This window comes from Oscillospiraceae bacterium (genome assembly GCA_035353335.1).
Classification (GTDB): Bacteria; Bacillota; Clostridia; order Oscillospirales; family JAKOTC01; genus DAOPZJ01.
In genome coordinates this window covers 26,683-41,842 of sequence record DAOPZJ010000004.1, presented here as the reverse complement: position 1 = coordinate 41,842, position 15,160 = coordinate 26,683, and the positions used below count along the sequence as shown (strand labels likewise).

14 protein-coding genes are annotated in these 15,160 nt (G+C 49.6%); 9 read left to right on the top strand and 5 right to left on the bottom strand.

Features of this window, described 5'->3' with window-relative positions; translation table 11 throughout:
* Positions 1–10 precede the first annotated feature (10 nt).
* Together PKH29_01865 and PKH29_01860 are read left to right on the top strand one after the other, a co-directional pair.
* Positions 11–925 carry an ABC transporter ATP-binding protein gene (locus tag PKH29_01865; protein HNX13585.1) on the top strand — a complete coding sequence of 305 codons (915 nt, stop codon included), beginning with the start codon at positions 11–13 and terminating at the stop codon, positions 923–925.
* Positions 926–927: 2 nt separating this feature from the next.
* The gene (locus PKH29_01860; GenBank protein ID HNX13584.1) at positions 928–1,686 is read left to right on the top strand and encodes an ABC transporter permease; all 759 of its coding nucleotides are present in this window, start codon (positions 928–930) and stop codon (positions 1,684–1,686) included.
* A gap of 72 nt (positions 1,687–1,758) precedes the next feature.
* Here the strand turns inward: PKH29_01860 and PKH29_01855 are convergent, their stop codons facing one another.
* The 5 genes from PKH29_01855 to PKH29_01835 all read right to left on the bottom strand — a co-directional run bounded on the left by PKH29_01855 (position 1,759) and on the right by PKH29_01835 (position 6,951).
* Entirely contained in the window at positions 1,759–2,343 is a 585-nt protein-coding gene (locus PKH29_01855; GenBank protein ID HNX13583.1) for a DUF2680 domain-containing protein, read from the bottom strand.
* 168 nt (positions 2,344–2,511) lie between these two features.
* Positions 2,512–3,861 carry a HAMP domain-containing sensor histidine kinase gene (locus PKH29_01850; GenBank protein HNX13582.1) on the bottom strand — a complete coding sequence of 450 codons (1,350 nt, stop codon included), beginning with the start codon at positions 3,859–3,861 and terminating at the stop codon, positions 2,512–2,514.
* 1 nt (position 3,862) lies between these two features.
* A complete protein-coding gene (locus PKH29_01845; protein ID HNX13581.1) occupies positions 3,863–4,543 on the bottom strand; it encodes a response regulator transcription factor in 681 nt (226 codons plus the stop codon).
* 155 nt (positions 4,544–4,698) lie between these two features.
* A complete protein-coding gene (locus tag PKH29_01840) occupies positions 4,699–5,793 on the bottom strand; it encodes an FKBP-type peptidyl-prolyl cis-trans isomerase (protein ID HNX13580.1) in 1,095 nt (364 codons plus the stop codon).
* 45 nt (positions 5,794–5,838) lie between these two features.
* Positions 5,839–6,951 carry a M20/M25/M40 family metallo-hydrolase gene (locus tag PKH29_01835; GenBank protein ID HNX13579.1) on the bottom strand — a complete coding sequence of 371 codons (1,113 nt, stop codon included), beginning with the start codon at positions 6,949–6,951 and terminating at the stop codon, positions 5,839–5,841.
* Positions 6,952–7,120: 169 nt separating this feature from the next.
* Here PKH29_01835 and PKH29_01830 point away from each other — a divergent pair, with 169 nt between their 5' ends.
* From PKH29_01830 to heR, 7 genes are all read left to right on the top strand, one after another.
* Positions 7,121–7,825, top strand: a complete 705-nt coding sequence (locus tag PKH29_01830) for a hypothetical protein (GenBank protein ID HNX13578.1) — start codon at positions 7,121–7,123, stop codon at positions 7,823–7,825.
* Positions 7,826–7,940: 115 nt separating this feature from the next.
* Positions 7,941–8,195 carry a GlsB/YeaQ/YmgE family stress response membrane protein gene (locus tag PKH29_01825; protein HNX13577.1) on the top strand — a complete coding sequence of 85 codons (255 nt, stop codon included), beginning with the start codon at positions 7,941–7,943 and terminating at the stop codon, positions 8,193–8,195.
* A 91-nt stretch (positions 8,196–8,286) separates the two neighbouring features.
* On the top strand, positions 8,287–10,608 hold the full coding sequence (locus tag PKH29_01820) for a xanthine dehydrogenase family protein molybdopterin-binding subunit (GenBank protein ID HNX13576.1): 2,322 nt from the start codon (positions 8,287–8,289) through the stop codon (positions 10,606–10,608).
* A 4-nt stretch (positions 10,609–10,612) separates the two neighbouring features.
* Positions 10,613–11,452, top strand: a complete 840-nt coding sequence (locus PKH29_01815) for an FAD binding domain-containing protein (protein HNX13575.1) — start codon at positions 10,613–10,615, stop codon at positions 11,450–11,452.
* Positions 11,439–11,912, top strand: a complete 474-nt coding sequence (locus PKH29_01810) for a (2Fe-2S)-binding protein (protein HNX13574.1) — start codon at positions 11,439–11,441, stop codon at positions 11,910–11,912. The genes PKH29_01815 and PKH29_01810 overlap by 14 nt, the downstream gene beginning before the upstream one ends.
* A gap of 256 nt (positions 11,913–12,168) precedes the next feature.
* Positions 12,169–14,136 (top strand): NAD(+) synthase, encoded by a 1,968-nt coding sequence (locus tag PKH29_01805; protein HNX13573.1) that lies wholly within the window; start codon positions 12,169–12,171, stop codon positions 14,134–14,136.
* A 163-nt stretch (positions 14,137–14,299) separates the two neighbouring features.
* Positions 14,300–15,079: a heliorhodopsin HeR gene (gene heR / locus PKH29_01800; protein ID HNX13572.1), complete on the top strand. Its 780-nt coding sequence runs from the start codon at positions 14,300–14,302 to the stop codon at positions 15,077–15,079.
* Positions 15,080–15,160 lie beyond the last annotated feature (81 nt).

The following is a 15,160-nucleotide window of genomic DNA, read 5'->3' as shown; positions in this document are numbered from 1 at the left end:
AATCCGATTCATGAATATCTTAACGCTTGAACATGTCTCAAAGAGCTTCGGCGACAATAAGGTCATCGATGATATCTCTTTTGAGGTGCCCGAAAAATCCATCTTCGGCTTTATCGGCCAAAACGGCGCGGGCAAAACCACGACGATGAAGATGATTCTGGGGTTACTAAAGACGGACAGCGGAACCATCCGCGTCAACGGCGAGTCTGTCCGGTACGGTCAGACCAGGACCAACCGTTTTATCGGCTATCTGCCCGACGTGCCCGAGTTCTACGGCTACATGAAACCCATCGAATATTTGACGCTCTGCGGCGAAATCACGGGGTTGGATCACAAAACTCTGAAAAGCCGCTGCGAGGAATTGATCCATTTGGTCGGGCTTGAAAAGGCCAACAAGCGAATCGGCGGCTTTTCGAGAGGTATGAAACAGCGTCTCGGCATCGCGCAGGCATTGATCAACGAGCCGAAACTGCTCATCTGTGACGAGCCGACCTCGGCGCTCGATCCCATCGGCCGAAAAGAATTACTCGATATTTTGGAGCAGGTCACAGGCAAAACCACCGTGCTGTTTTCAACCCACATCCTCTCGGACGTGGAGCGCATTTGCGACCGCATCGCCCTGCTTAACAACGGTAAATTGGCGCTCTGCGGCACCATCGCTGATATTAAAAAGCAGCACCGCGAAGACGGCCTTTTAATCGAATTCAGTTCACCGGATGACCTGAAAGTTTTCCTCTCGGCGATCGATACGCCGGACTATCTGAACAAAACCGAGACAAACGGCACAACGGTGATTTTAAGGGCCGCAAACGCCGCCCGCGCGCAAAAGGACACCATCGACATCCTTTCACAAAAAGGGCTGCGTCCTATTAAATTCGAACTTCTCGAGCCGAGCATCGAGACCTTGTTTTTGGAGGCGGTTTAATAATGTATACAGCATTTTTAAAGAAAGAACTCATGGAAAGTTCACGGACGCATAAGCTGTTAATTCTGCTGATTGTGTTTCTGCTGTTCGGAATCATGAGCCCCGTCACAGCTAAAATTCTGCCGGATATCATGAGCTCGGTGATGCCTGAGGGCATGAGCATCACGCTTCCGACGCCCTCGGCGCTGGACTCCTGGGGACAATTTTTCAAAAACGTCTCCCAAATGGGGCTGATCGTCGTCGTGCTCGTGTTCGGCGGCATCATGTCCGGTGAATTCAGCAAAGGCACCCTGGTCAATATGCTGACAAAAGGGCTTTCGAGGCCCGTTGTGATCCTGTCCAAATTCACCTCCGCAACGTTGATTTGGACAGCATGTTATGCTCTTTGCTTTGGTATCACTTATGGTTATACAGCGTATTTCTGGAGCATGGATAATGTTAAGAACCTGTTTCTTTCGGCGGCAGGTCTCTGGGTATACGGCGTGCTGTTGATCACGGAATTGATTTTGGGCGGTATTTTATTCAAGGGAAACTACGGCGGATTGCTGTTTACCTTCTGCCTTATCGCAGTTACCTTGCTCATGAGTATCATACCGACCTGGAATAAGTATAACCCCATCAGCTGCGCCAATCTGAACACGGGTTTAATCTCCGGGCAGGTTTTACCGACAGATTTTTATCCTGCAATGATCGTCGCCGGTGGCCTCACAGTGTCTTTTATCTTTCTTTCAATCCTCATGTTCGACAAAAAGCAAATCTGAATCATCGAAAAAGCAAGCGGGCGTCTTCCGACGCCCGCTTGCTTGTTATTTCAAGGGTTTCGTTGAACAGTATCAGCCGTTATTGTTTGCTGTCAGGCAGGAACCGTTCTGCCCGCGCATTCCGCACTGACCGCCGCGCCCGCCGCCGAAACCGTTGCCTGTGCAAGTTCCGTCAGTGTTGCCGTTGCCCGTGCAGGTTCCGTTCCCGGTACCGTTACCCGTGCAGGTCCCGCTCTCATTGCCTGCGCAGTTGCCGTTGCCAGCGCCGAAGCCCCGGCCCATCATTGCGCCGCCGTTACCGTCACAGGTTCCATCACAGTCGGCCATATTTTTTTCAATGGCCGCTATAATCTCATCAGCTCTCTCTTGCGTCAATGTGCCTGCGGCGACCCGCGCATTCAAAGTATCTTTTTTCATTTGAAGCACAGATGCTTTGTATTCATCCAAAACGCCTCCTTCGCTTGCGATCGTGCAGTAGGTGTCTCCGGTCTCCTGCCGCTGGTCGACGACGCTTTCAACCGTTTTTCCGGTCAGCGCGGCAACGGCTTCCGCGGGGCTTTTATAAGCGGATGCCGCAAAAGCGGTAATGGACAATGCCGATAATGCGAGAACCGCAGCGCCGGCTGCAAGAATCTTTTTCATCTTAGAATTGAACATGGTATATGTTTACCTCCTTGAATTCCCACCGTCTTCGGTGGTTATGGCTCTATCATAAAATTCGACTGTGGCAGAAATATGCTCATAAAAATAATTTTAAAAATCTTTTACGGTAATAAAAACACCTCCGTTCTCATATAGACGGAGGTGTTTAAAGTATGTTATTAATTATAATGGAAGGGTGATCGTGAATTCGCTGCCTTCTCCCGGCTTTGACCGGACGCCGATCGAACCGCCCATTTGCTCCAGATTCTCTTTCACGATATATAGCCCTAGTCCGTCCCCTTTGCGCCCGGAAGTGTTATGTCCTCTGAAATAGGCGTCAAACAGGTGCGGCAAATCTTCTTCGGCAATTCCTACACCGGTGTCTTTCACATGTATCAAGACCTTTGCGTCAGCCGTCTCATAAGACAGTTCAACTATCCCGCCGGAAGCCATGAATTTATAGGCGTTCGTGATCAGATTATAAATACATTGGCTCAGTTTATACGGATCGGTTTTCAAGATAACTTTCTGAGTATTCGGCATTTGAAGCTCAATCTTCTTTTTATCGAACTGCACTTTTAAACCGCTTATAACTTGGCTGAGCAGCACATGCAGATCGATTTCTTCGGGGTGAAGTTCCTGCACAGGTCTGTCGGCGTCGATCAGAATGCTCATATTTGATATGATAGATGTAATGTTGTCAATCTGTGACCGAAACACTTTGATCTCGTCTTCCGACATCGTCGTAATGCCGTCCTCAAGCCCCTCCAGATGGGTCTGTAAAATCGTGAGCGGTGTTCTGGTCTGATGGACAAGCTCGTCCACAGTCATTTTTCTGCTGATCTGTTTGATTTTCAACCGGTCGCGGAGCGTATCCAGGCTCGACTGAATCACTCTGATTTCCCGGACTCTTGACGGCTTAAAACTCGTGTCTCCGTCCATGTCGATGCTGAGTGCCTGGGAGGCCGTGTTTGTCAAATCCCGGCTCAATCTCCGGCTGACAAAAATTCCGATAATAATCAGCACTGCCAGAACAATTGCGAAAGAGAGAGCGCTGTTTTGAAGCAGAGCGGCTTGAAATTGTACTGCGACCTGTGAATTTCTCAGTGAACTGTATCTTGTGACGTTGAGGACGCCTAAAACCGTGCCGCCGTCCATGATCCGGTAGGTGTCAACCTCTTCGGAATTCCAGTGCATTCCGTTGCCCATTCCGTTTCCCATCCCATACCCGTTGCCCGGCATGTTCGCAGCTTCCGCAACAAGCATTCCGGCTGCATTATAGAGTTTTATGCTGACAATCGGGTCGTCCAAATGCGATTCAAGCTGCACGGAGAGCTGTTGATTTGTAATGCCTCCGTCTTTTAAAGCGCTTGCCGCGAGTTGTTCGATTTGGCTAATGTGATTGTTGTAATTCGCGGTGTTGTAGGACAAGAAATATTTATTGATCAGCGAAGATGAAATCCAGGAATTGATGCATATGGCCAAAACCGCCGTGATGGTCAGAACCCATAGCCACTGCCGTCTGATGGTCACCTTACGCACCTCCCAACACATAACCCGCGCCGTACTTGGTACGCAAAATTTTCGGGTTCGCGGGATCGTCCTCGATTTTCTGCCTGAGCCGCTTGATCGCACTGTCGATATTCCGGTCATAACCCTCATATTCGAATCCGAACGCCGCGTTAATTAGCTGTTCGCGAGTTAGCACCTGTCCTTTGTTCTTAAAAAGCACTCGAAGCAGTTCAAATTCCGCCGCCGTGATCGGAATCTCTTTCTCACCCTGATAAAGTTTCATGCTTTTTATGTGTAATCTCAGCGAATCGCATCTGAATACGATTTCATCGGTGTTATGGTAGGTGCGCTTCATCAGCGCATTGACTCGTTTCACGATCTCTTTGACGCTGAAAGGTTTGACGACATAGTCGTCCGCGCCCGTGTCAAAACCCTTCAGCCGGTCGATCTCCTCGGTTCTGGCTGTCAGCATGATCACAGGTATATCGGATATTTTACGAATTTCATTAAGTACGTCGAAACCGTCGATGCCGGGCATCATAATGTCCAACAGCGCAAGATGAATTTCATTCTTATTAAAGAGTTCAAGCGCCTTAAATCCGTCATTTGCGATAAGTACGCGATATCCCTCGATTTCAAGGTATTTTGCGACCATGCCGCTGATTTCGGGCTGATCTTCAACAATTAGGATATGATAAACCATCAATTCACCTGCTTTCGCCAAGTTCATTCGTTACGAAAGAAATTCATAGAGCGTGAAAACCACTTAACGCTGATTCACTTGTCGGATTTCAAGTGGCTTTACTATATTATCGGTATGAATTATGGCTCAATTGTGACTAAAAGAAAAATTATTTGTTATGCCGAAACCGCGTTGCTCTTGAGAAAATCCAATACTTTCTGATACAATACCACCTGCATCAAATAAGGCATTCCGAAATTTGTCTCATATTCGGAATAGTCGTCCGTATTAAAATATTTAAGGAAATAAGGAGCGACATCGTCCGCGGTTACCGAGATGCCGGCATCTTCCGCAATGGCCTGCATCACCAGGCTGTAGTTTGCGCTTTTCGTATTGTCTTCCAGATTTTTCTCAAGTAATTCTTCTTTCGTGGCATATCCCGCATAGGTTTTCAGAAACTCATCAAATTCCATCCCGTATTGATTGGCATAATTTTGATAATAGAGCATCATTGAATTTTGTTGATATTCTAAAATCGCCTTTGGAAGCGATTTTATTGTGGAATTCCCGATAATGTAATCCTGAATATATTTTGTGATTGCAGCCTCCTGAAGATCGTTTAATATATCCGCCTTCATTTCCGCCACGGTCTTCCATCCGTGCGAAACTGACAATTGTTCCGAGACAAACGCATCGGTCAGTTCCGGGACGGAGCTCTCTGTGATATAGTTGATTGTAACGGCAAAAACCGCGTCTTTTCCGTTGAGGTTTTCAACCCCGTAATCTTCGGGAAATGTCACATTTACGTCAAACGATTCACCGGGTTTGTGCCCAATGAGCTGCTGCAGGAAATCGTCGATGTAATTTGTCTTCCCGATGACGACGTCCGTTCCGGTGCCTTTCGTGCTTCCGCCGTCAAATTCAACGCCGTCCACGCTCCCGACATAGTCGATATTGACGGAATCGCCGTCCGCGACAGCGCGGTCTGTCGCTTTATTTTCGACGGCATAATCCGAGAGGATATCGTCGATCTCTGACTGAACGGCCTTACCGGTAATCGCACGGGTTTCACTCGGGATGGTAATCGACGAATAATCGCACAATTTTACATATTTGCGCGCTTTTATTCCTTCCCAAAATCCGTTTTCTTTAATGCCGTCACTGTTCGCGAAGGGTTTCGAACTGGTTCCGATGGTTTTCGAACCGCATCCGGCAAAGACAATCATTGATAAAGCCAGCAGGAGTGCAAGGATTCGTTTCGTCTGTTTCATTGTAAATTCTCCTAAAAAAATTGTGAAAAGTTATTGTCACCGTACTCAATCCTTTGCCGTCATTAAGGAGAAAGCGAGTTCTGTAATCCGCAAGAGTTCCCGCTCGCTGGTGTATTCGGCACAGGAATGGCAGTTGTTCATCGCGGTTGCAAGCACGATGCCGTTTATTCCGTGTAAAGTGAGCGTGTTGAGGTCGCTTCCGCCAAAAGTAGAGCATAAATTCGATTGGAGATGCAACTGTCTGCAGGCGTTTTCGAACCTTTTGACAGCGGAATGCGAAAGCTCAGTTTTAAAAGCAGTGATATGTACGGTACTTTCCAATTCGACCGCCGCGCCGGCCATCACAACAGCATCCCGGATTGTCTTTGAGATTTCATCCAATTTTTGATGAGCATTTTCGTCCGAATTGCTTCGAATTTCTCCCGTGATCACGCAGCTGTCGGGTATGATATTCGTTGCCGTTCCACCGGAAATTGTTCCGATATTCACGGTCATTCCGTCGTACTTGCCGCATCGAATCTTTGAAATCGCCTCTGCCGCCGCTTTAATCGCATGAATGCCCTCTTGGGGTACAAATCCCGCGTGAGCGGCACGCCCGATAAATTTCGCTTTGAACGACAAGATCGTCGGAGCTTCGTAAGCCGCATCGCCGACCGGACCCGAGAGGTCGAAAACATAGGCCTCCCGACTCTTGATTTTTGAAAAGTCGAACAATTTTACGCCGACGCTGTATTTTTCCTCCGAAACCGTGAACAGCAGCTCGAGCGGGCGATGCGGTATCCCGGCTTCTTTGAGCGCAAAAAGCGCTTCGCAAATTGCGGCGACTCCGGCAAAATCGTCGGCGCCGAGAATGGTAGTCCCGTCCGAAGTAATGATACCGTTTTTACCGCTCACTGCCTTTTTTCCGTGCGAAGGCTCGACTGTGTCGAGATGAGCGCAAAATAATAACGGCGGGAGTTTTAACGTCCCTTCGATGCAGGCATACAAATTTCCGCAGTTCCCGTTTGACTTTACCCCGGCGTTATCCTCCTGAACCGCAATGTTGAGCTCGCTCAGTTTGGCCTTGACAAAATCTGCCGCATCCCGTTCATAAAACGAGGGACTGTCGATTGAGACAAGCTGCCCGAACAGGGTAAGCAGGCGGTCTTTTTGAATCATTATATCCTCTTTTCCTTACTTTAATAAAAAGAACCGACTGAAATTATATCGAATTTTATTGAAAATTGCAATCTGTAACGATTTGAAAAATTTATCCGGAGTCTCGCTCGGTATGAATCTGTTCTTATATTCATATGCTTGCAGCGAATGCGAGACGGGAGCTGAGCAAATGAAAAAAAACAACAAATCCGAACAATACGGCATTTTTTTAACCATTTTATCTTGGGGCGCTTTATGGGGTATCTTTGAAGCGACGGCCGATTATTTGCTGCACGCCGTCTCATTCGACTACAGCTGGCTGATCTGGTATCCCGCTGCCTGCTTTTTTATGTCGAATGTTTACCGAAAAACCGGTAAAATTTCGTCGATCTGTTTTATAGGGTTACTCTGCGCGGCGATCAAACTGTTAAATTTGTTTTTGCCGGGCAGAATTGATAAAGTGATCAATCCGGCGGTTTCGATTGTATTCGAGGCGCTCGCGATGGCGGCGGTGGTATTTGCGGTCAATCGCCTTGCAAAACGCAAAAACCCGTTTGTCAAAGCGATAGCGGCGCTTGCAACAAACACCGGCTGGCGTGTGCTTTATATTCTGTATCTGCTGTTTCTCGTACCCGCCTGGATCCGGGACGTCTCGGTCATCAGCAGCGTCGATAAGTTCATCCTGTTCTTTGTCGCCCAAAATCTAATCACAAGCGCGATTATTTTTATTGGATATCAATTCAAACCCTATCTATTAAAACCGGTTGAGTTTCTGGAAAACCGGATTGAAAAAATAAATGAAAAAAAGCAATATCGGACTTCCGTGATTTTGCACGCCGGTATTACGGCGCTGCTTCTTTGCACAAACGTCGTTTTACAAATGATATTAAAATAGAATTTTATTGTTTTTCATGAAATAGACCTTTTTCGGTTATTTTATTGAAAATGGCCTATAATATAATGTTTCTTACAGGGTTTTGCCTGTAAAAGGCATGAAAGGAGGCGAAGAAGTGGGCATTATCGGATGGATTATCATCGGTGCGCTGGCAGGTTGGATTGCGAGTATGATCACGAAAAACAACCGAAAAATGGGTGCTTGGGCAAATATCATCGTCGGTATCATCGGCGGTTTTATCGGCGGTCTTGTCATGAACCTGGTCGGCGGAAAAGGCATCACGGGCTTCAATGTTTGGAGCTTGTTGGTGGCGACAGGCGGCGCGGTTATTTTACTTCTGATCGTAAACCTCATCAGGCGCAAAACGTAACGATTAAAAATTTGGATATTTAATGTAAACAAGGGCAAATTATCCACAGCCCTTGTTTTCTTTTTATGAATTTTTAAAGGGGGGACTGCGATTGAATATGGCTGTCGGAGAGAGCATTCGGCGAAAGGATGCTTGGGATAAAGTTACGGGAAAGGCGAAATATACCGACGATCTGCCGACAACCGGCTTGCTCGAAGCACGACTCTTCATGAGCACTTGCGCACACGCCAAAATCGACCATATCGATCTTTCTGCGGCGCTTGAGGTGAATGGAGTCAAAACGATTTTGATCGGAAAAGATTGTCCGCTGCTGTTCGGACCGTTGACCGAAGACCGCCCCGCTCTCGCGCGCGGTGTCGTTCGGTATGCGGGTGAGCCGATCGCGATGGTCATCGCGCAGGACAAGCCCGCCGCAGAACAGGCCGTGCGTCTGATTCAAGTGAATTATCAGCCGCTTCCGATTGTGCTGACACCGACGCAGGCACTTGCTCAGGGTGCACCGCTGCTTCATGATAACGACAGTTACAGGAAAACGCTGACCGATATCTACCCCGAACCCGGAACCAATATCGCAAGCCGCTACCGCATGCGCAAAGGAAACGTTGAAGAGGCGTTCAAAGGTTGTACATCCGTTGTCGAACAGCGTTTTTATCTGCCGCCCTCCGGCCATCTCGCGATGGAGGTACGCACAGCACGTGCCGAGATCTCCGCAGACGGCGAGGTTTTGATTACCACTTCCTCACAGGCGCCATACAGCGTCCGCAAGCAACTATCCGAAACCTTTTTAATCGAATCCGGAAAAATCCGGGTCCATGTGCCGTTCATCGGCGGCGGATTCGGCGGTAAAGCACCGGTCATGCTCGAAATTTTAGCTTTCCTTGCTTCACGCAGCGTCGGAGGAAAGCCGGTGCGTCTCTCGATTCCGAGAGAGCAGGATATGGCTTCTGCTCCCTGCCGTATGGGACTTGAAGCGGATATCAAAATCGGAGCAGATAAGGATGGACTGATTCAAGCCGCAGAGCTGACTTACCGGCTCGACTGCGGTGCCTATACCGACACCTCCCCCTATATGGCAAAAGCCATCGCAATGGACTGCACAGGCCCTTATCGAGTCGACAACCTTTGGTGTGATTCACTGTGCGTCTATACCAACCACACCTATGTGACCTCTTTCCGTGGTTTTTCACATGAGTCCTATACTTTTTGTATTGAGCGGACACTCGATCTTTTAGCAAAAAAATACGCACTCGATCCGTTTGAATTCCGTTTAAGAAACGCCATCGGCCCCGACTGCCTGACTCCTTCGCAGGTTTTATGCACAAACGATCTCACCGGCAATCTGACCAAATGCCTCTATGACATCCGCTCGTTGTCGAATTGGAACGGCGGCAGACCGGTGACCATCAAAGAAAACACTGTACGCGCAAAGGGAATCTCTTGTTTTTGGAAAACCGAGAATCCGCCGACCGATGCGATTTCGGGGGCGCTGATCACTTTTAATCCCGACGGCTCGCTCAATCTGCACACCGGCGTCGTCGAGATGGGTTCCAACAGCCAGACCCATCTGGCACAGATGCTGGCGGAAAAACTGAAGATGAGTCCGGATCAGGTGCATATCGTCTACTCCGTCGATACCCGTGCCGCCCCCGAGCACTGGAAATCGGTCGCGAGTTTGACCGAATTCATGGCCGGACATGCCGTGATGCGCGCCGCCGACGACTTGGTCAATCAACTGCGCAGTAACGGCTCGAGTGTTTTGAATTGTCCGCCGGAGGAAATCGAGGTTGAGAACGGCCGCGTCTTCTCCAAAAAGAATCCCGAACAATTCATCGCTTTTAAGGATATCGTGCAGGGTTATAAATCCGATTCCGGGCAGTCCCTCGGGGAGCCGGCCATCGGTCGGGGCGGCTATATACTAAAAGGGCTTTGTACGCTTGACCCGCTGACCGGGAAAGGCAAAACCGGGCCCGAATGGACGGTCGGCGCGCAGGTTGTCGAAGTTGAAGCGGATCTTTCCACATTGACTTATCGGATCATCAACGCCTCGACCGTGATTGATGTCGGTAAGGTCATCAACCCCGAATCGATGCGCGCTGTGATCGCAGGGGGGATGTCGATGGGTATCAGTTTATCGAGCCGTGAGGTTTTCTTCTATGACCAAAACGGTGTCCCGAAACTGCCGAACCTGCGGACTTATAAACTGCTGCATATCGGGCAAGAGCCCGATTACCGCGTCGGATTTGTCGAGACGCCGGAGAGCTATTCGCCCTACGGCGTGCGCAGTTTCGCCGAGCATGGGATTCTCGGAATTCCCGCAGCTCTCGGAAACGCTCTATCCGCCGCGTTCGGGCGGCAATTGGTCACCCTTCCGCTCACACCCGAGAACGTTTGGCGAACGCCGGAAGGAGATTAAACCCATGATTCCGTTTAATTTTATATATTGCCGTCCCGATACCCTCAAGGAAGCCGCGGACATCTATTCGTCTCTTGCGGCGGAAGGAAAAATCCCGCTTTATTACGGAGGCGGCAGCGAGATCATTTCAATGAGCCGGGCAGGAGCGATTCGCCCGGACGCCGTGATCGACATCAAAAATATCCCCGAGTGCCGTGTGTTATCTAAAGACGACGAATATCTGTATATCGGCTCGGCCTGTACGCTGAGTCAAATCAGCGAATCCAATTTGTTTCCGCTGATGCGTTTGGCCGGCGGCAGAATCGCCGACCATACCAACCAGTGCCGGATCACGCTCGGCGGAAATCTTTGCGGCACGATCATCTATCGGGAGACCTCGCTGCCCCTGATGCTCTCCGAAGCCCAAATCATCTTTTTCGGTCCGAAGGGAAAACGCGTCGCACCGTTTCGCAATGTGTTTCACGGACGCCTGGAGCGCTGTCCGGACGAATTTGTCATGCGGGTTCAAATTCCGCTCTGGGCACTGATCGCACGTCATGCCCATCAAAAAAAATCCGCGAATGAGAAAATCGATTATCCGCTCGTCACCGTCGCCGCGCTTTGGAAGGGCAGCAAACTCCGTACCGCGTTTTCGGGGGTCTGCTCTCATCCGTTTCGAAGCACAGAGATTGAGACCGTCCTGAATGACCACAGAAAGCCCTGCGCCGTTCGCGCGGAAGAGGCCGCCGGATTATTACCGGAACCTCCGTACAGCGATCCGGAGGGTTCAGGCGAATACCGTCTTTTTGTTTTTAAAAACTCTTTGAAAACATTGTTGGAGGAATGGGAAAATGGTTCGATATGAGGGCAAGGTTGTGGTATCTTTAAACATCAACGGAGAAACGCACGAAGTTATGGTGCGCCCGTCGGACATCCTGCTCGACGTACTGCGGGAACAGCTTGGATTGACCGCTGCAAAACCGGGCTGCCTGAACGGCGATTGCGGGGCCTGCACTGTGATGGTCGACGGCTGGCCGAATAAATCATGCCTGCTGCTCGCGGTCGAAGCGGAGGGGCACGAGATTTTGACGGTCGAAGGTCTCGGCGGCACTGCCGCGATTCAAAAGGCCTTTATTGACGCCGATGCTTTCCAGTGCGGCTACTGCACCTCGGGCTTTTTAATGGTCTGCTATGCGCTCAAAACGCAAAAACCGATATTGCCCGATGAAATCGTCATTGAAGACTGGCTTCAGTCCAACCTCTGTCGCTGCACAAGTTATCAGGAGATCCGAGACGCCGTTAAAAGGATGTACGCCCGGCCCTGAAAAAGAATGGACAGCACCTACATAATGCAGTAGATTTGCCTAGGTGTAATTTATGCAATAATATGGTATAATGAATCAGGCGGGATAAAAACTCTCTTCCGCCAGCCGAATTATAGTAAAACCACTTTTAATTCAAGGCAAAATTAAAGTGGTTTTACCCAATGTGAAGCCACTTACCGCTTATTCTCGTATTTGATTTTTTAGTGGCTTCACTATACCATCTCAAACGAATCTTTCTGCAAAGGATGGTCGTGCTATGTTTGATTTTATCCGAGCCGCGAGCGCCGTCCCGAATGTCGGCGTGGGCGATGTCGAATATAACCTGTCTCAAATTTTAAATAAAGCCAAACAGGCCCAGGAGGCAAAAGCCGATCTGTTGGTGTTCCCGGAACTCTGCATCTCCGGGTATACCTGCGCTGATCTGTTCTTTCAAAAAACGCTGCTCGACGAAGCGAATAAAGCGCTTATTAAACTTCTCGAGGCGTCGCGTTCTTGGGATTTTATTACCGTGGTCGGAATGCCGGTCACCGTTCAAAATCAGCTCTATAACTGCGCGATTGTGATCAATCATGGCAGGATCGAAGGGATTGTGCCGAAGACCTTTATGCCCAACTACAGCGAATTTTACGAGCGCAGATGGTTTTCGACTTCCTGCGACCTCAAAGAAAAAGTTTTGTCCTCTTCGCTATTTGGTATCTCCGAGATCTACGACATCCCCATCGGAAGAGGCCTCGTTTTCAATTTGAATAACCGCCTCCGTATAGGCGTCGAGATCTGCGAAGACCTCTGGGTGCCGATCCCGCCGAGCACGTTTTTAGCGCTCGGAGGCGCGGAATTGATTGTGAATATCTCCTGCAGCAACGAGATCATCGCCAAGAGAGAATACCGCCGTGATCTCGTCAAGCAGCAGTCGGGCCGCACCCTCTGCGGTTATGTCTACTGTTCCGCGGGAGGCACCGAGTCAACCACCGATCTGATCTATTCGGGTCATTCGCTGATCGCGGAAAACGGCGCGCTGCTCCGCGAAAATGAGCAGCTGATCGACACCGATTATTTACTTGTTTCGGACATCGACCTCGGCAGAATCCGCGCAGACCGCATGAAAAACAAGAGCTTCAAAGACAGCGTCGACCTCTACGGGGTCAGCGAACCTGTTCGCACTATTGATATTACAGATTCAAAAAGTGACTTCCACGGCGACGGCACCTTATATCCCCTGCGCAAACTGCCGTTTGTCCCACCCACCCAAAAAGATCGCCTCGAACGCTGTCTGAACATCTTCCGAATGCAGGTCGCGGGGCTGAAAAAGCGCCTTGAGCATACCAAGGGCAAGGCCGTCGTCGGCGTCTCCGGCGGGCTCGATTCCACGCTTGCCCTGCTGGTCAGCGCCGAGGTCATGCGGGAATTAAAACGCCCGCTGACGGATGTAATCGGCATTACCATGCCCTGTTTCGGCACTTCGGACCGCACCTATCAAAACTCGCTTGAACTGATGAAGACCCTCGGCGTCACAAGCAAAGAGATCGACATCAAGCAGGCCTGCGAGCTGCACTATCAAAGTATCGGCCACGATATCAACAAGCACGACCTCACCTTTGAAAACACGCAGGCCCGCGAGCGCACCCAGGTGTTGATGGATTACGCCGGCGAAGTCGGAGGGCTTGTCGTCGGAACCGGTGACCTCAGCGAGCTCGCACTCGGCTGGTGTACCTACAATGCCGACCATATGAGCATGTACAATGTCAACGGCAGTATTCCGAAGACGCTGATTCGATGGATGATCGATGGCATTATCCAATATAACATCTTTGAAAAAAGCACCGAAGTGCTCCGTGACATTCTTGACACGCCGATCAGCCCAGAACTGCTCCCGCCCAATGCAGACGGCAAAATCGCACAGCAGACCGAGGACATCGTCGGCCCTTATGCGCTGCATGATTTCTTCCTTTACTATGTCATGCGCTTCGGTTTCGAACCCGAAAAGATTTTTTATCTGGCCGCATTAGCGTTCAGGGGCGAGTTTGACAACAAGACCATTTTAAAGTGGCTGCGGGTTTTCTACACGCGGTTCTTTGCGCAGCAGTATAAACGAAGCTGCCTGCCCGACGGGGTCAAAGTGGGCAGCGTCTCCCTGTCCCCGCGCGGCGACTGGAGAATGCCCTCTGACGCCTCGGCAGCTTCTTGGCTTAAGCGTATTACTGCTCTTGAAAAACAGATTCAATAAATTTCCCTTTATGGAGGGTGCTCGAAAAGAAAAATCAATAAAAAAGCGTCGTTAGGCGCTTTTATTTTTGCTAAAATCCTTTCCATATTGTGATAAAATCACGGATAAAATGTGTTTTTCCTATTAAAATCAAGCCATAAAACCGTTAAAGGAGGCCGTCTAAATGGAAAACACGTTTACAAAACTCAAACGCTTCAACCTGATTATGGGTGCGTTTCATCTGGTTCAGGGTATCGCTATGCTGTTTCTCGCCACGAATGTGATTCAAAAAATCGCCGAGTTTCAACCGGTAATTACACAGAATTACCTCACCTATAACCCCGCCACGCAGTCGCTCGAATCGGCGAGCAGGGAGCTTTTCAAATTGCCCTTCGGTATTCTGGTCGCCGTGTTTTTGCTGATCTCGGCGGCCGCCCACGCCCTCATCGTCCTGAATGGCAAGACTTATGTCAGCGATCTGCAAAAAGGCATCAACAAATTCCGCTGGTTCGAATACGCCCTGAGCTCGTCGATTATGATCGTGCTCATCAGCACCCTGTTCGGCATCTACGACATCGCCACTTTGATTCTGATTTTCGTTGTCAACGCTACCATGAATCTGTTCGGCCTCGTGATGGAGCAGCTGAACGCCGGTGCGGAGAAGAAAAAGGTCAACTGGGGTCCGTTTGTCTGGGGCTCGATCGCCGGTATCGCGCCGTGGGTTGTGATCATTCTGTACATGACCGGAACCGGCAATTACGACATGGTTCCGTGGTTTGTCTGGGCGATTGTCGGCACTTATTTCGTGGCGTTCAACACCTTCCCGATCAATATGATTTTACAGTATAAACGCGTCGGCAAGTGGGTGGATTATCTGCACGGCGAGCGCATCTACATCGTTCTCAGCTTGGCAGCAAAGTCCGTTTTGGCCTGGCTGGTCCTGTTCGGCGCCATGCAGCCGTAAAATAAAGATCATTATATAAGCGATAAGTAGGGCGGGATGCCCTCATTCCGCCCTATATTACAATATGAGAGCCGGTTTTCG

What these genes read in the sequence shown, in the direction of transcription:
- PKH29_01865 (HNX13585.1), top strand. Translation starts at nt 11, where the DNA reads ATGAATATCTTAACGCTTGAACATGTCTCAAAGAGCTTCGGCGACAAT.
- PKH29_01815 (HNX13575.1), top strand. Translation starts at nt 10,613, where the DNA reads ATGATTCCGTTTAATTTTATATATTGCCGTCCCGATACCCTCAAGGAA.
- PKH29_01805 (HNX13573.1), top strand. Translation starts at nt 12,169, where the DNA reads ATGTTTGATTTTATCCGAGCCGCGAGCGCCGTCCCGAATGTCGGCGTG.
- PKH29_01835 (HNX13579.1), bottom strand. Translation starts at nt 6,951, where the DNA reads ATGATTCAAAAAGACCGCCTGCTTACCCTGTTCGGGCAGCTTGTCTCA.
- PKH29_01855 (HNX13583.1), bottom strand. Translation starts at nt 2,343, where the DNA reads ATGTTCAATTCTAAGATGAAAAAGATTCTTGCAGCCGGCGCTGCGGTT.
- PKH29_01830 (HNX13578.1), top strand. Translation starts at nt 7,121, where the DNA reads ATGAAAAAAAACAACAAATCCGAACAATACGGCATTTTTTTAACCATT.
- PKH29_01860 (HNX13584.1), top strand. Translation starts at nt 928, where the DNA reads ATGTATACAGCATTTTTAAAGAAAGAACTCATGGAAAGTTCACGGACG.
- PKH29_01845 (HNX13581.1), bottom strand. Translation starts at nt 4,543, where the DNA reads ATGGTTTATCATATCCTAATTGTTGAAGATCAGCCCGAAATCAGCGGC.
- PKH29_01810 (HNX13574.1), top strand. Translation starts at nt 11,439, where the DNA reads ATGGTTCGATATGAGGGCAAGGTTGTGGTATCTTTAAACATCAACGGA.
- heR (HNX13572.1), top strand. Translation starts at nt 14,300, where the DNA reads ATGGAAAACACGTTTACAAAACTCAAACGCTTCAACCTGATTATGGGT.
- PKH29_01840 (HNX13580.1), bottom strand. Translation starts at nt 5,793, where the DNA reads ATGAAACAGACGAAACGAATCCTTGCACTCCTGCTGGCTTTATCAATG.